Raw genomic sequence first — 13,877 nt, forward strand, 5'->3', positions numbered from 1 at the left:
CGTCGCCTTCGTAGGTGATGAAGACTGGCTCGACGCCCGCGATCTCACAGGCTCGTAGTCGGTTCTTGCCGTCCAGGACCCGGCCTGCGGCGTCCAGGACGACGGGGTGGTCGAGGCCGTGTTCGCGGATGTCGTCCGCGAGGGACTGGAGCTCTTCCTCGTCGAGTGCAGGGAAGAGCGCGGTGGTCGGGTGTAGCTCGATGGTGTTCTCCGTGGGGTGGATACAGGATGCAGGCGGCAGCGGGTGCGGCGCTGGCGGGGGACGGGAGGCTGAGACGGCGGGAGTGCCGCGCGGTCTTGTGGTGTTCAGCCTGTCTGTCCGGCCTCCGGGGTGACGGAGGGCGACACGATGCCGGCCACGTCGAGAGACGAGGTGGCGGCGGTCTGCAGCAGCGTGGCGTTCTCTCGGAGCCGCTTTGCCGCCTGCCGAATCGCGGCACGAGCGCGGCTGATGTCCCGCTGCAGGGGCACCAGCAGGTCCTCGGGGACCTGGATGGGGGCAGCTTGTGTCCGGAGAACGTGGTGGTGCGAGCTGAGGCGGTCGGCGGCAAAACCCAGATGCTTCAGTGCCGTGCCCAAGGGCGCCGCGCACCCGCTGATGGCCGCAGCGTTCAGCGCGCCGTCGTGGGGCAGAGGCTGGCTGGTTTCGCGGCTGTAGCTGACGGCCAGTTCGTTCGTGATCTGCCACAGCATCCAGGAGACGTTGGACGTGCCATCGTCGAGGTCGGGGGTGATGTCGGTGCCGCGTCTCAGGTCTTCCGCCTGGGGGAGCCCGTTGGCGGAGCGGTCGAGCATTCGAGCCAGACCCCGGAGGCTCTCCGGATTGGTCATGCGATCCTCTTCTGGATAGTCGGATGTGTCGTAAAACATCGGATTCTGTCCTTGTTGTCAGTGCATGCGGGAGTCGGTGTCGAACAGGGTCTGTTCGGTGGGGTGGAGGAGGTGTTGGACGACGAAGCTGCGGCCGGCGACGCGCCACAGGCCGCGTCCGCGGGTGAGGTGGGAGATGGCCTCGGTCTCGACGGCGGTCAGGCCGAGGAGGGTGGCGGCGGCGTGGATCTGGTCGGTCTCCTGGCGGTAGATGATGCGGGTGGAGCAGTCGGCGAGAAGGCCCTCCGCCAGGGCGCGCCCCTGTGATCCGGCGTCGCCGGCGGTGAGCAGGTCGCTGAGGCGGTGGATGACCATGAGGTTGGCGATGCCGAGGCCGCGGCTCAGCTTCCACTGGGACTGCATGCGCTGCAGGAGGCCGGGGTGGCGCATGAGCCGCCACGCTTCGTCGTAGACGATCCAGCGCCGGCCGCCGTCGGGGTCGGTGAGGGCGGCTTCCATCCAGGCGGAGGCACAGGTCATGGCCAGCACCAACGCGGTGTCGTCGCCGGAGCCGCCGAGCCGGGAGAGGTCGATGGAGAGCATCGGGCTCGTCGGGTCGAAGGCGACCGTGCTGGGGGCGTCGAACATGCCGGCGAGGTCGCCGTGGACGAGGCGGCGTAGCGCGTGGGAGAGGTCGCGGGCGGCTTCTCCGAGGTGGCCGGAGACGGTGCCGGCGGCGGCGTCGAGGAGGTGGGGCTGGGCGAGGGTGTGGGCGATGTCGCCCAGCAGCGGTGCCCGGCCGGCGGCGTTGGCTGCCTGGACGACGCCTTCGAGGGCGATGTCGAGGGCGGTGTGTTCCATGGGGAGCAGGTCGCGGCCGAGGACGGTGCGGGCGAGGGAGCCGAGCAGGAGCAGGCGCCTCTTGCGGACTTCCCCGGCCCAGTCTGCCTCCGGGACGGAGGGTGGACGGGGCGCGGCGTCGAGGGGGTTGAGCCGGCCGGGCAGGCCCGGGCCCAGCGCGATCGACGTGCCGCCGAGCGCGGCGGCGACCGGGGTCCACTCGCCCTTCGGGTCGCACGGGACGTATACGCGGTAGCCGAAGGCGACCGAGCGGAGCGCGAAGCTCTTCGCGAGCGCGCTCTTGCCCTGCCCGATGACCCCGGCCAGGAGCACGTTGGGGTTGGTGAAGCCCTCGATTCTTCCGTACAGGGAGAAGGGGTCGAAGACGAAGCTGCCCTCGGCGTGGACGTCGCGGCCGATGTAGATGCCCTCGGCACCGAGGCCGCCTTCGGCGAGGAACGGGTATGCCCCGCTCGCGGTGGCGGTGGTCATGCGATGGGCTGGCAGCCGCAGCCTGCCGCCGCGTGCGGAGGCCGGGCCGGGGCGTCCGGTCGGCGGGTAGAGCGGTGCGGGGATCTCGGCTTCGGCCGTGGCGTCGGCGGTGTTCTTGAGCGCGGCGGCCTGGGCTTTGGCCTGGGCTTCGGCGAGCTGTTTGCGGGCGGCGCGGCGGCTGGTGCGGTCGGTGCCGTGCGGGGTGAAGACAGGGCTGGCGGAGGCGCGGCGGGCCCGGCGGCCGGGGCGGTGTCGGGACATGAGCGGATCGTTTCTGTGCCGGGGTTCAGGCGGTGCTGTGGTCGGCCGGGGTGGTCTTGCGGCGGATGGCGTGGCCGGAGGCGAGGTGGCGCTGGCAGATGGTGAGGACGAGCGGGCCGTCCGGGAGACGGTGAGGGGTGCAGTCGGGTGCGGCGGGCAGCCTGTGGAAGGCGTCGTGGACGCTGTTGGCGGCCTGCCACAGCCGTAGGTGAGCGGTGGCCAAGTGCCGTCCGGCGGCGGGGTGTTCGGGCCGCACTGTGTCGGCGAGCTGGTCGAGGAGCAGGTGCAGGCGGGCGAGGTGCTCGTGCAGGTTGTCCAGGTGCCGCCGGTCACTGTGGGCACTGGGGGTGAGGGCGCGGGTGTGGTGGCGGATGCCGGCGGTCGCGGCCCGCAGGTAGGGGTGGGCGTCGCTGGTGTCGGTCGTGGTGGTGGCCAAGAGCGGTGGGTCTTTCTTCGGGCCTGGATCGGATCAGGCGGCGGTGGCCCTATTTCTCCTGGGCGGTGCGGGCGAGGGGGAGGGCGGCCAGGGTGAAGGCGTCGGGCTGCTGGTAGACGAGGCGGCGCAAGTCGACCTGGGCGGTGACGGCGGCGGTCTCGATCTGGGCGCAGGCGGCGTCCAGGGCCTGGTCGGTGTCGGCGGTGACGGTGAGCAGGCCGGTCATCGCGACATCAGCGTGGCCGGCGATCAGCTGCCGTTCGCGTTCCTTGACGTCCCCGTACTCGACCGCGTCGGCCTCGGAGTCGACCTGGCCGCGCCGCGCGCGCTCGTTGGCGTCGGCGATGATCGTGGCCTTGGTGCGCTGGACATCGCGCAGCGCGGACTCCAGGGCCTGCGGCACATATATAAGGGAGAAGGTCCGGCGTACTCCGGCGGTGAACAACAGCTGGTGCAGGAAGCCGGCGAGGACGTCGGTGCGGGGCCAGTTCTCGACCCAGTAGGTGGCGTGGCGGGCGGTGTCGGTGATGAGCCGGTCGTGCTCCTCGACCTGGACGACGGGCCCGGCCGCCGCGGGGTCGGCCTCCGCGCGGCCGGACTGCGACCACTGCTGCAGCGCGGCCAGTGCCCCCGGATCGTAGGCGGTGCGGATCACGGCGGCGATCTCCTGGGCGGTGAGCCATCCGCCCACGGTGAGTCCGGCGTTGTGGGCGGCCTGGGTGAGGGAGGCGGTGGCCTGGCCCAGCACGGTGAACGCGCCGGGCAGACCGCCGCCGGCCTGCGAGATCAGGCGCTTGGCGGCCTTGAGGTCGAGCGAGATCGCCAGATACGTCTCGTGCGGCGCGGCGGCCGGGCCCGCCGTGGCGACGAGGTCGCTGTAGACCTGGCCGGCGAGCTGGGCGTCGGGCCGGCCGTGGGTGTTCCAGTGCCGGGTGAGGGTGTCGCCGGAGTCGGGGACGGTCCGCTCCAGGACCTGGACAGTGGCGATGTGCCCGGTGCGGGCGATACCGGCCAGGGCCCGGCCCCACGCCTGTACGTGGGAGTTCTGGGTGGCGGGGTCGAGCAGGGCGAAGGCGCGGCTGGTCACGCGGGCGACGGCGGTGAGGGTCTGACGGTGCGGGTCGTGGAGGGCGGCGGCCTGTCCGTCGGCCGGCGTGACGACCTTGATCGAGGCGGCCGTGCCGGGCAGGTGGAGGGTGCCCTCGGCGCGGGGGCGGGTGACCGGGCGGGCTAGGTAGAGGGTCTGCCCGGTGCGGCGGCGCTGCGCGTAGCGGGCGACGATCGGGGCCCAGTCGATCAGGGACCGGCCGCCTCGGCGTACGGCCACGAGCGCGGCGACGGCTGCCCACAGGGGGGTGAGGGCGAAGGCGCCGGCCAGGCCGGTGGTCACCACGGTGACCAGGAGCAGGGCGAGGGCGGTGGCGGTGAGGGTGAGCTGTGCGAGGGAGAGGCCGAGCAGGATCCCGCGCCGGGACCGGGCCGGGAACTTCACCGTCATCGGCGGGGTGAGCGTGAGGTCAGACAAGGCGGAAGGCTTTCAGCAGCGGGGCGGCGGTGGTCCCGGGCGTGGGCACCGGGGAAGCTGGTGCCCACGCCCGGATGACGGGGCAAGGTGGGCTCAGGGGCCGGCCGGGGACGGTGGAGTCGTGAACGGACTGCCACCCGAGCCGGGACTGGAGCCGGTCGCGGCTCTGACAGCGCCGGCACTCTGGGGCGGTGCGTCCTGCGTGCTGCGCGGTGTGGCACCCGCGGCCGGGCCGCCGGAGGCGCTGGCGGTCCCGAAGGGGCTGCCCGTGTCCTGGCCGGGGCTCGTCGGCATGGAGCGAACGGCTTGGTCCAGCCCGGTCTTGGCCTTGTCCATGCCGGGTGACCCGCTGGTACTGCCGCCGCTGCCCGTGGGGCTGGCGGCGATGTCGCCGGGGAACTGCCCGGGCACCGAGGCCGGGCCCTGAGGCGAAGCCACTCCGGCTCCAGCTGCGGCGCCGCCGGTCCCCGCGGTGGCTGCTGCGGCTGCCGCCTTGCGAGTTGCGTTCTCGGCGTGCTGCTTGGCGATCTGGGCTCCGGCCCCGCCGGAGCGGTGCAGCGTCTCACCGTCCGTGGACTCCGCGGCCCAGTGCACGAACTTGAAGGTGGCGTACGGGCAGAGCATGACGAGCAGCATGATGACGATGCCGGCCATGACGTCGGCGAGCGCGGCGAGTCCGCCGTCGGCGTCGGTCTTGCCCATGGCGGAGATGCCGAGGAGGAAGACCACGGTCATCAGGAGCTTGGAGACGATCAGGGTGGCCGTCGCTTCGATCCAGCCGCGCCGCCAGCGGCGGGCGGCCTCCCAGCCGCCTCCGGCGCCGGCGAAGACGGCCAGGGTCACGAGCACGAGGACGCCGACCTTGCGGACCATCATCACGCACCAGTAGAGGACCGCGCCGACGGCGGCGCCGAGGGCCGCGAGGGCGGCCACCAGCCAGCCGAGCGGTGAGATCGCGGCGATTTGCGAGACCTTCACCATGCGCCGTACGGCGTCCTCGATCGACGTGCCGGCCGCCGCGAACAGCGAGTCGGACAGGGCGTCGACGACTTCGATCGCGACCGTGGTCAGGGCGATGGCCGCGAAACAGAACAGGACGCCGCTGGCGGTGCCGGTGAACGCCTGGGCGAGGGCCTGGCCGTCGCGTTTCAGCGCGGCCCGGACGAGCTGGGCGCAGAACGTCGCGACCAGGATGGTCAACCCGATCGGCAGCAGCAGCTCGTAGTTGTCGCGGAACCAACCGGCGTTGAGGTCGATCTTGGTGGTGGTGTTGACGGCTTCGGCGGCCAGGTCGGCCGCGGCGGCGGCCAGCTCGCCACAGGACTTGGCGATCCAGTTGCCGATGCCTTCGGTGATCGCCTTGCCCGGGTCGGAGACGAAGTCGATCGCGTCGGCGGCGGTGCACAGGCTGCCCGCGACGGGAAGAGCGCAGAAGTCCACGGCGGACTCCTCCTATCTGTTCGGCGGGTCAGGGGGCCGTGTTCGGTGCGATGGCGACCAGGGCGCAGTCCGTACTGGGCCTGCACTGGACGGCGAGGGTGACCGAGCGGTCCTCGGCCCCTCCTCCGCCGTCCTTCCAGGCGATGGACTGCTTGCCGGTGACGGTGACGGCGTAGATGTACGCCTCGGTCAGCGCGGCCGGGTCCTCGGCCAGGGCCTGCTTGAACGCGGAGGGGAAGTGCGCCTCGGCGACGGTCGCCGTGGCGTACTGGGCGTTGTCACCCATCCGCGACCACAGCAGCGGATCGGGCACCTGCGCCTGGATCGAGGCCCAGTCGGTGTACTTCGTCTCGGCCGTCATCCAGGCGTGCATGCCGGCGAGCTGCTGGTCACGGGTGGTGGCACGGGTGTCGTAGGACCAGAGCATCACTGCCGCCGCCCGGGCGTAGGCGAGCGGATCGGCAAGGCGCGGCGGCGGGGAGACCGCTCCCGTCCCCGATGTCGATGCCGTCTTGCCGGGCTGTGAGGCTGCCGGGGGACTGGCGGAGGCCGGCGGCCGGGCGGTCGGGCCGGTGTCCCGGCCGGTGCCGTGCTGGGTGAGGTAGGCGGCGATGCCGGCGACCGTCAACAGGATCGCGAGGACTGCGGCCAGGACAGCGACGCGCCGGCCCGTCGGCCAGTGCGAGACGGAGGGGCCCACGCGGGGACGGGAGCGCTTGCCCATCACTGGACCTGTGTGCCGAGCGCGGAGAAGAACGCCACGATGCCGTTGGCTGCGCCGAGGCCGAGCGCGGCGCCCGCGCTGACGACGGCGCCCTTCTTGCCGTTGGCCTCGGCCTGGTGGCCGCCGCTGTGGTGGCCCCAGGCCCACACGCCGAGGGAGACGGCGAGGGCGCCGACCACGGCGATGATGCCGAAGAGGTTGATGCTGTTGACCACGTTGCGCAGCACGTTCAGGCCCGGCAGACCGCCCTCCTTCGGGGAGACGCCAGGGTCGTAGGCGAGATACAGGACGTGGTCCGTGAGATACGAGAGGGAAGCGAGGGTGGGGATGGTCGAACTCCTTGCGAGCGCAGGCCAGATGGCCCAGCGGGAAAGGGGAAGAGAGAAGGGGGAGAAGGCGCGCGGCGGCGCAGGCGGCTCGGGGAGGCCGGTGAAGCGGCCCGTGGCCCGGCAGAGCGGGGAGCACTAGGAGTTGAGGGCCGGGATGCGGCGGACGGCGAGGATCCGCCAGTCGGCGACCTTCTCGATCCGCACCGGATGCCCTGTCTTCGGCGCGTTGATCACGAGACCTGCGCCGATGTACATGCCGACGTGCTCGGGGACCGTGGCGGTGCCGCGGGTGAAGAGGAGATCACCCGGCTTGAGCGCGTTGGCCGGAACCGGCACACCTTCCTTGACCTGGGTGTACGTGGTCCGGGTGAGGGAGATGCCAGCGTGTGCGTATGCCTGCTGCATCAGGGAGCTGCAGTCGCAGCGGCCCATCGGATCCGGCCCGTGGGCGTCCTCGCAGGTGCCGCCCCACTGATAGAGGGTGCCGAGCTGGTGCATCGCCCATTCGGTCGCCGTACGGGCCTTCGGTGAGGCGGCGGCCGGGATCTCGTACCCGGCGGGGACGGCGCCTTCGGGGATCTCGCCCCAGCCGGTCCCGTCCTCGCCCGGCCGGCAGCCACCGTCTGGAGCACCGGCTCCGGCGTCGCCACCGCCTTCGGGGAGGGTGGTGATGATCGCCTGCTGCAGGGCGCGGGCGAGCGGCTCCCACTGCGCGTACGCGTCCGGGTAAGCGGAGAGCTGCACGGCTTGGGCGGCCTGGGTGACCGTCATCTGCTGCCACCCCGCGACCTTGAGGAGCCCCTCGTAGAAGCGGGTGGAAGCGTGGACGGGGTCAAGGATCTCCTCCGGGGTGCCCCAGCCCTGGCTGGGCCGCTGCTGGAAGAGCCCAAGTGAATCCCGGTCCCCGTAGCGCAGGTTGCGCAGCCGGGACTCCTGGATCGCGGTCGCGAGGGCGACGACCTGGCCGCGCTCGGGAACCTTCATGGCGATCCCGGTGGCGACGATCGTCTTCGCGTGCGGGATCTGCTCGGCGGGCAGCTCCAGGCCCTCGATACGGATGGCCGGGTCGGCTCCGTTGCCGCCGAGGATGCCGGCGACCTGACGGGCGACGGCACTGGCGTCGACCGTGTCTTCGGCGGTGCACTGCGAAGCGCGCGCAGCGGCGCTGCTGGCAGCAGCCGCGGTGGCGGCGGCGCCGGCGAGCACGAGAGGGGACAGGCACAGGACGCCGACGGCGGCGGCTATGCCCTTCAATCCGGCGTGCCTCCCGAGGCGACGGGGCCTTCATGTGGTGGTCGGGGCAGGGGAGGGTACGGCTGTGTCACAGCGAAAGTCCTTCGGGTGAAGCCCGGCCGCGCTGGTACGAGGTGAGAAGGGCGCAAGGGGCCGGGGTGAGGTGATCAGGGAGCCCACGGGGAGACGCCGGGGGCGAGTTGCCGCTCGCCGGTGGGGCGCCTGGTGGGCGTCGGCCGGACGGGTCAGGACATGGCGGTGCCTCCATGAGGGCAGGGGGAGGGAATGCCGCCGGGCCGTTCGGGCCATGCGGTGGTCAGACTGTAGGGTCCGATTCCCGGTTGACCTAATTTCTCGTGTGGCAGGGGTCGACCGGGAAACGTGCCCTACAGTGTGGCTCCCGAACTCGCCCACCGTCTCCGTACAGCGTGCCGGCCCTTGTGTGCCCGCATTCGCCGCGGCGGTGCCTGTTCTTCGCGAGCCGGGATTCCCTCTTCCTTTTCTGTGACCCGAATCGGGGTACCTCTTTGCCTTTTTCCCTCCACCACGGCGACGCCCTTGGCGTGCTGGCCGGCCTTCCGGACGACTGCGTGGACGCGGTCATCACCGACCCCCCGTACAACTCCGGTGGCCGGACCGCGAAGGAGCGCACCTCCCGTACCGCACGCCAGAAATACACGTCCGCCGACGCCGGCCATGAGCTGGCGGACTTCCCCGGCGAGAACATGGACCAGCGCTCCTACGGCTTCTGGCTGACGCAGATCATGACCGAGGCCCACCGGATGACGAAGGTGGGCGGAACCGCGCTGCTGTTCACCGACTGGCGGCAGCTGCCGGTCTCCACCGACGCAATCCAGGCGGCCGGCTGGCTGTGGCGCGGCGTCCTGGCCTGGCACAAGCCGCAGGCCCGCCCCCAGAAGGGGCGCTTCACGCAGAACTGCGAATTCGTCGTGTGGGCGTCGAACGGGCCGATCGACGGCTCCCGCAACCCCGTCTATCTGCCGGGCCTGTACTCGGCTTCGCAGCCCTCGGGTAAGAACCGGCAGCACATCACGCAAAAGCCCGTCGAGGTGATGCGCGAGCTGGTGAAGATCTGCCCGCCGGGCGGCACCGTCCTGGACTTCACCTGCGGCTCCGGCTCCACCGGCGTGGCAGCCCTCCTGGAAGGCCGCGATTTCATCGGCGTGGAGAAGACCGAGCACTACGCCCAGATCGCCTCCGACCGTCTGACGGAAACGCTCAATCAGACCCTCTCGCAGGACGATCTCACCCTGACCGCCTGACCCAGGACGGTCCGCCCTATCGCTCCGGTGACGGCCGTCTCGGCATCCGGAAACGAATTCCCGACCCTTCCTTTGTCATAATGCCCGGCAGCCACGCGTGCCGGGGAGGAGCTTTCCTTGGTGCACGACCCCATTGAAGAATTCGGCGTACCTGCCGGGGAATTGGACCCGGTGCGCTTGCCCGAGGCCGAGCTCGACAGCATCCAGGCCACGGTCCGCAAGCTGCTCGACCGGTCTGCCGAACAGGCCCGCCAGCTCGACCATCTCGCTGCCGCGCCCGCCCCCGCGCCGGCATCGGTCTCCTTCCCCGGCTTCGGCCTGCCGTCCATGCCCGGTGCGGCGGCGCTGCCGCCCGAGCCGCGGCCGATTCTGGAGCTGGACGGCGAGGCGTACGAGAGCGAACTCGACCTGCTCACCGACTGGGTGGAGGACTACCTCATGCCCATCTACGGGGCGGAGGTCACCACCGCCGCCCCGTGGTGTGACCAGTGGCAGGAGCACCTCGGCGTCGTCGCTTGGCTCCACGCCCTGTGGCTGGCTTACCTCCAGCACAAGGACCCCGAGGCCGGACCGGCCGGCATGCTCGTGTGGCACCGGGACTTCCTCACCCACGCCATGGCCGCCGTCCGCGCCCCGGGCGGGCCGCTGTCGGCGTGCCAGACCGACCCCGACCGTCCCTCGCACCGCCTCCTTCGCGGACCCGGCCGCTCCGTGCGCGCCGCCGCCCGCGAGGCCGAGGCAGGGCAGGCAGACGGATGACGATCGAGGGCCGGCCCGCGTTCGGCCTCACCTTCGACCCCCGCGCCCTGACCGACCTGCTCCAGGCCCCCGGCGACATCCGCGACCTCTCCCTCGCTCTCCTGCAGGACGTCGTCAACGCCGATCGCGCCGGCGGCAAGCTCACGGCCGAACTGGCCGGGCTGCGCAAGCTGTACGTCGACCACCGTGCCGCGTGGCGCATCGTCTACGCACTGCGGCCGGCCCCGGCGACTTCGGCCTACCCCATGGAGATCCACGTCGTGGCCGTCCGCCCCCGGGCCAACCACGACGTGTACGACACCGCAGCCCAGCGCCTGGGCATCACCCCGCGCCCGCTCGGCGCCCGCGCTTACGCCGCGCGCACCCGCTCCACCCAGATCGGCGCCTACCGGACCGTCCCGAAGCCCGGACCGCCCCCGGGCCTGCCCCGGCCCGCCCAGTCCACCGTTCTCACCACGAAAGCCGCCCGTTGACGACCTTCCCGAACTTCCTCGACCACTACACCACCAAGGTGCTGGGCACCCCCGCCCAGGCGGAGAACCCGCACCACCGCGCCCTGCTGGAGACCTACGCCGAGGTCTGGCAGAAGGAAGCCCGGCTCCTGGCCGCGATGCTCGCACCCCACCCGCACAGCGGGCCGGACGAGGAGCACGCGTGCACCGTCCTCCTCCTCGACCGCCTCGCCGTCGGCCAGGAACTCACCGCCCTGCTGTCCACCACCTGCTGCTGCCCGGACGCGGCGGAAACCGCCGGCGAGGACACCGGCATCTGCTCCCGGCCTGCGATCCGGACGTGGACAAAGGCGAGCAGGACTACGAGGGCTCGGCTCCATGGCGCGGCTGCCGGCGGAACTGACCCGGAAACGGCGGAGCCCTTGAGCTTTCCCTCGAATCCGGCGCCTTCCAAGGCGCTGACCCCACTTGACCACCGCGTCGGACTCGCCGTCGGCTTCAGCGTCGGCCGTCTGTGGCGCGACCACGACTGCGGCCTCCTCGACGAGCCGACCGCCCGCCTCGCCACCGCCCACCGCGCTCTGGCGGACGCGGTGACCTCGGTGACCTTCTACCGCGCTCTGTTGCAGCGCTTGGCCAGCGGCGACTACGCCATCGACCAGACCCTCTTCCCCCGCCTCGACCGCACGGTCCAGCAGCTCAAGCAGGCCGTCGCCATCCGTGACACCCGCGAGCAGGAGACCATGGCCGCGCTCGAACCGATCGAGGCGCAGACGGCCCAAAACCCTCCAGGTCCATCCGAGTTGAAGGCCCGCGAGGTCGCCCTGCTCCTGGCGATCAGCCAGGGCGCGAAGCTCCACGAGCACCTCCTCACGCGGCGGCTGTCCGTGGTCACCGGCACCGGTGCCAGGGTCACCCAGCAGGACTACGAACGGCTGGAACGGGCGGGCCTCGTCCAGCGCGACGCATCCCGTCCCCTGCACGCCGGCCAGCCGGTCACCCTCACCAACGCCGGCCGCGCCGCGCTCACCGCCCGGCCCGCAGACCCGGTCGCCGCTCGTCCTGCCCCACGCCCCGGCGTCTGGCCCGCCCCCGCCCCGAAGGCGCGCCGCTGACCCGCCCCGCCCCCAAGGATCTCGATTGCCCGATCCCCAGTACAAGCCGTACCTCCGCCTCGACGGCTACCGTCCCGCCACCCGGCGGGTAGAGGAGGAGTTCGACCTCTGCATCTCCATGTACGACAACGAGTTGACCACGTTGGCCGAGCACCACACGGCCGACGGCCGACAGAGTTTCCTCGTCCTGCACGATGCCTCCGCCATCTACGGCGTCCCCGGCGAATCACAACTCGTCGCCCTGCACCTCGCACGGGACGTGGAGACCCGCACCTTCACCCTTGACAGCGCGCGAGTGCCGCTCCCCTCGCTCGCGCAGTCCTGGCTCATCCAGCGCCGCTGCCCTGTGAAGGCCATCGACGCACCGGACGGCTGGGGTACCCGCCCCGCCGACGAGACCACCGTCGCCCTGGAGCGGCGCCTGCGCGACCACGGCAACCGCATGACGCTGGTGGACAGTTACTCTGGGGAGGGCTACCCAACGGCGGAGACCAGGGTGCTCCTGGAGAGCAGAGATCCACGGGCGTCACACCCGTACCGTCTGCTGCTCGAAGTCGCCGATCTGCGCACCGGCACCCACACGCTGCGCGAAGGAGCCTTCGAGACCGCCGAGGCCGCCCTCGACTGGCTGGAGGACCGCAGCAGCCCGCTGCCGACACCCACGCCCACCCCTGTCCGCAGCCTCCCGGCGAGGCCCGCAGGCCCTGCCTCCGCCCCAGACCGTACCCGCTGACCAGGTGGCGAGAGCGGCGAAAGGTGGCAGCAAATTCCCGGTTAGGTAAACCGGGAATTCTCCGGATCCTTGATGTCACCAGCCCGGAGCGACTGCTTCCGGCCATTCCCGCCTGCCCATCTCAAGGAGAGGAGTCTGCCCATGCCCGAAGAGGCCGACGACGATGTGCTTGCCGCTGTCGCCCACCAGATAGAGGACCGCTTCGCCATACCCCTCGACGCGTTGCGCGAGACCGTGCGCGCCAGCCCCGCCCCGTCCTTCCTGCCCAGCGCGGTCGTGCGCTGGTACGAAGACCTCGAAGAGGCCCAGAGCCTGCTCGCCACCGCCGAGGACGAGCTCGTCGAAGCCCTGCAGCGCGCGCCGGCCGGGGAACTGGACGAGCAGGTCATGACGCTGGCCCAGCGTGTCCACACGGCGCTCACCATCCGCGACGGCCGCGCGCTCACCGTCCGCCACCTCCTGGAGGACTACCCCCTGCCCGAGCAGCCCGCCACCAGCCGTACCGCCCGCCGTACGGGGCCCGTCCTGACTGCCACCCCGGTGCCCAGGACCGCAGCCCCCGTATCCGTCCCCGTCAGGAGCCGTCGATGAGCGTACGCAGGAAGCCGAGCAGCCAGGACGACCGGCTCGCCGAGCTCTTCGGCGCCCGCGTCAACCAGCTGTACCGGACGGCCCGCGCCGATGCCCGGCTCCGCCGTGCCCTGGAGCTGCGCTCGTTCCTGGCCCTGACGGAGGAGCAGGTGGCCCGGGTCCGCGACCGCGTCCACGCCCGGACCGCGCCGGACCGCAGCATGGACGAGCTGTCGGAGGAAGAGCTGCGGATGGACGCGGAGTGGATGAAGGCCGCGCTCTCCGCCCGCCGTGACTACCTCGCCGCCCTGGACGAGGTCCTTCGCGCCGAACCCTCACCCGAACCGGCCCGGCCGGTGACGTTCACCCAGCCGGTGATCACCGCCCGAACCGTCCCGACGCCCGGGGACACGACAGCGCACCCGGCGAGAGGACTCTGATTGCCCTACCCCGTATCGACATCGCTCGCCGAACGGATCGAAGCCCTCTACGGCCGGCCCCGGGCCGACCTCGAAGCCCACGCCGCCACCACCGACCGGCCGACCATGCTGGCCGCCCTCCTCGACGCCTGCTGCACCGTCGAACTCGCTGAGAAGAACATCGAGTTCCAGCGCGAGCGCCTTCTTCAGCTTGCTGACCTGGGCTGCGACATCGGCCCCGCCACTGCCGGCCACCTTCTCGACTGCAGCCGCAGGATCGCCGAATCGGTCGCCATCCGCGACACCCAGGCCCGTCACGCCACCGCCGTGATCCAGAGCCTCCACCGCGCCCCGGCACCTGCCGCCACTCCGGTCTCCCCGGCTCCGGCGGCAGCGACCGTCCGTGCCGCGCACGCCCGCTGAACACCACCCCGCCCACGTTCCAGGAGTACTCCC

The 13,877-nt window shown here is 71.7% G+C and carries 16 protein-coding genes and 1 pseudogene; 8 read left to right on the plus strand and 9 right to left on the minus strand.

Annotation, left to right across the window (positions count from 1 at the left end):
* Window positions 1-22 precede the first annotated feature (22 nt).
* From BJP40_RS35725 to BJP40_RS19455, 9 genes and pseudogenes are all read right to left on the minus strand, one after another.
* Window positions 23-310 (minus strand): annotated as a pseudogene (locus BJP40_RS35725) (ParB N-terminal domain-containing protein); the annotation flags it as partial.
* Window positions 307-870: a hypothetical protein gene (locus BJP40_RS34420; RefSeq protein ID WP_177204421.1), complete on the minus strand. Its 564-nt coding sequence runs from the start codon at window positions 868-870 to the stop codon at window positions 307-309. The pseudogene BJP40_RS35725 and the gene BJP40_RS34420, both read right to left, overlap by 4 nt.
* 18 nt (window positions 871-888) lie before the next feature.
* Window positions 889-2,403 (minus strand): VirB4 family type IV secretion system protein, encoded by a 1,515-nt coding sequence (locus BJP40_RS19425; RefSeq protein ID WP_071281438.1) that lies wholly within the window; start codon window positions 2,401-2,403, stop codon window positions 889-891.
* Between the two features lie 25 nt (window positions 2,404-2,428).
* On the minus strand, window positions 2,429-2,839 hold the full coding sequence (locus tag BJP40_RS19430; RefSeq protein WP_071281439.1) for a DUF6238 family protein: 411 nt from the start codon (window positions 2,837-2,839) through the stop codon (window positions 2,429-2,431).
* Window positions 2,840-2,888: 49 nt separating this feature from the next.
* The gene (locus BJP40_RS19435) at window positions 2,889-4,337 is read right to left on the minus strand and encodes an SCO6880 family protein (protein WP_371258665.1); all 1,449 of its coding nucleotides are present in this window, start codon (window positions 4,335-4,337) and stop codon (window positions 2,889-2,891) included.
* A 120-nt stretch (window positions 4,338-4,457) separates the two neighbouring features.
* On the minus strand, window positions 4,458-5,804 hold the full coding sequence (locus tag BJP40_RS19440) for an ATP-binding protein (protein WP_071281441.1): 1,347 nt from the start codon (window positions 5,802-5,804) through the stop codon (window positions 4,458-4,460).
* A 28-nt stretch (window positions 5,805-5,832) separates the two neighbouring features.
* The gene (locus BJP40_RS19445; protein WP_071281442.1) at window positions 5,833-6,528 is read right to left on the minus strand and encodes a hypothetical protein; all 696 of its coding nucleotides are present in this window, start codon (window positions 6,526-6,528) and stop codon (window positions 5,833-5,835) included.
* The gene (locus tag BJP40_RS19450) at window positions 6,528-6,857 is read right to left on the minus strand and encodes a DUF6112 family protein (protein ID WP_079171297.1); all 330 of its coding nucleotides are present in this window, start codon (window positions 6,855-6,857) and stop codon (window positions 6,528-6,530) included. The genes BJP40_RS19445 and BJP40_RS19450 overlap by 1 nt, the downstream gene beginning before the upstream one ends.
* 135 nt (window positions 6,858-6,992) lie before the next feature.
* Window positions 6,993-8,111: a C40 family peptidase gene (locus BJP40_RS19455; RefSeq protein ID WP_071281444.1), complete on the minus strand. Its 1,119-nt coding sequence runs from the start codon at window positions 8,109-8,111 to the stop codon at window positions 6,993-6,995.
* Window positions 8,112-8,617: 506 nt separating this feature from the next.
* Between BJP40_RS19455 and BJP40_RS19460 the strand changes: the two genes are divergently transcribed.
* The 8 genes from BJP40_RS19460 to BJP40_RS19495 all read left to right on the plus strand — a co-directional run bounded on the left by BJP40_RS19460 (window position 8,618) and on the right by BJP40_RS19495 (window position 13,844).
* Window positions 8,618-9,373: a site-specific DNA-methyltransferase gene (locus tag BJP40_RS19460; RefSeq protein ID WP_071281445.1), complete on the plus strand. Its 756-nt coding sequence runs from the start codon at window positions 8,618-8,620 to the stop codon at window positions 9,371-9,373.
* A 171-nt stretch (window positions 9,374-9,544) separates the two neighbouring features.
* The gene (locus BJP40_RS19465) at window positions 9,545-10,132 is read left to right on the plus strand and encodes a DUF4913 domain-containing protein (RefSeq protein ID WP_226962739.1); all 588 of its coding nucleotides are present in this window, start codon (window positions 9,545-9,547) and stop codon (window positions 10,130-10,132) included.
* A complete protein-coding gene (locus BJP40_RS19470; RefSeq protein WP_071281446.1) occupies window positions 10,129-10,605 on the plus strand; it encodes a type II toxin-antitoxin system RelE/ParE family toxin in 477 nt (158 codons plus the stop codon). Before BJP40_RS19465 ends, BJP40_RS19470 begins: the two co-directional genes overlap by 4 nt.
* Entirely contained in the window at window positions 10,602-11,699 is a 1,098-nt protein-coding gene (locus BJP40_RS35730; RefSeq protein WP_256220762.1) for a hypothetical protein, read from the plus strand. Before BJP40_RS19470 ends, BJP40_RS35730 begins: the two co-directional genes overlap by 4 nt.
* Before the next feature lie 25 nt (window positions 11,700-11,724).
* Window positions 11,725-12,432 (plus strand): hypothetical protein, encoded by a 708-nt coding sequence (locus BJP40_RS19480; RefSeq protein WP_256220763.1) that lies wholly within the window; start codon window positions 11,725-11,727, stop codon window positions 12,430-12,432.
* A 141-nt stretch (window positions 12,433-12,573) separates the two neighbouring features.
* A complete protein-coding gene (locus BJP40_RS19485) occupies window positions 12,574-13,023 on the plus strand; it encodes a hypothetical protein (protein WP_071281447.1) in 450 nt (149 codons plus the stop codon).
* Window positions 13,020-13,442, plus strand: coding sequence for a hypothetical protein (locus BJP40_RS19490; RefSeq protein ID WP_071281448.1), 423 nt, complete (start codon window positions 13,020-13,022; stop codon window positions 13,440-13,442). The genes BJP40_RS19485 and BJP40_RS19490 overlap by 4 nt, the downstream gene beginning before the upstream one ends.
* The gene (locus BJP40_RS19495) at window positions 13,443-13,844 is read left to right on the plus strand and encodes a hypothetical protein (RefSeq protein ID WP_071281449.1); all 402 of its coding nucleotides are present in this window, start codon (window positions 13,443-13,445) and stop codon (window positions 13,842-13,844) included.
* Window positions 13,845-13,877 lie beyond the last annotated feature (33 nt).

It is taken from the genome of Streptomyces sp. CC53 (assembly GCF_001865245.1).
In the GTDB taxonomy this organism is placed as follows: Bacteria; Actinomycetota; Actinomycetes; order Streptomycetales; family Streptomycetaceae; genus Streptomyces.

Coding starts and splice junctions, on each gene's coding strand:
- BJP40_RS34420 (WP_177204421.1), bottom strand. CDS start 870: ATGTTTTACGACACATCCGACTATCCAGAAGAGGATCGCATGACCAAT.
- BJP40_RS19485 (WP_071281447.1), top strand. CDS start 12,574: ATGCCCGAAGAGGCCGACGACGATGTGCTTGCCGCTGTCGCCCACCAG.
- BJP40_RS19425 (WP_071281438.1), bottom strand. CDS start 2,403: ATGTCCCGACACCGCCCCGGCCGCCGGGCCCGCCGCGCCTCCGCCAGC.
- BJP40_RS19470 (WP_071281446.1), top strand. CDS start 10,129: ATGACGATCGAGGGCCGGCCCGCGTTCGGCCTCACCTTCGACCCCCGC.
- BJP40_RS19445 (WP_071281442.1), bottom strand. CDS start 6,528: ATGGGCAAGCGCTCCCGTCCCCGCGTGGGCCCCTCCGTCTCGCACTGG.
- BJP40_RS19435 (WP_371258665.1), bottom strand. CDS start 4,337: ATGACGGTGAAGTTCCCGGCCCGGTCCCGGCGCGGGATCCTGCTCGGC.
- BJP40_RS19490 (WP_071281448.1), top strand. CDS start 13,020: ATGAGCGTACGCAGGAAGCCGAGCAGCCAGGACGACCGGCTCGCCGAG.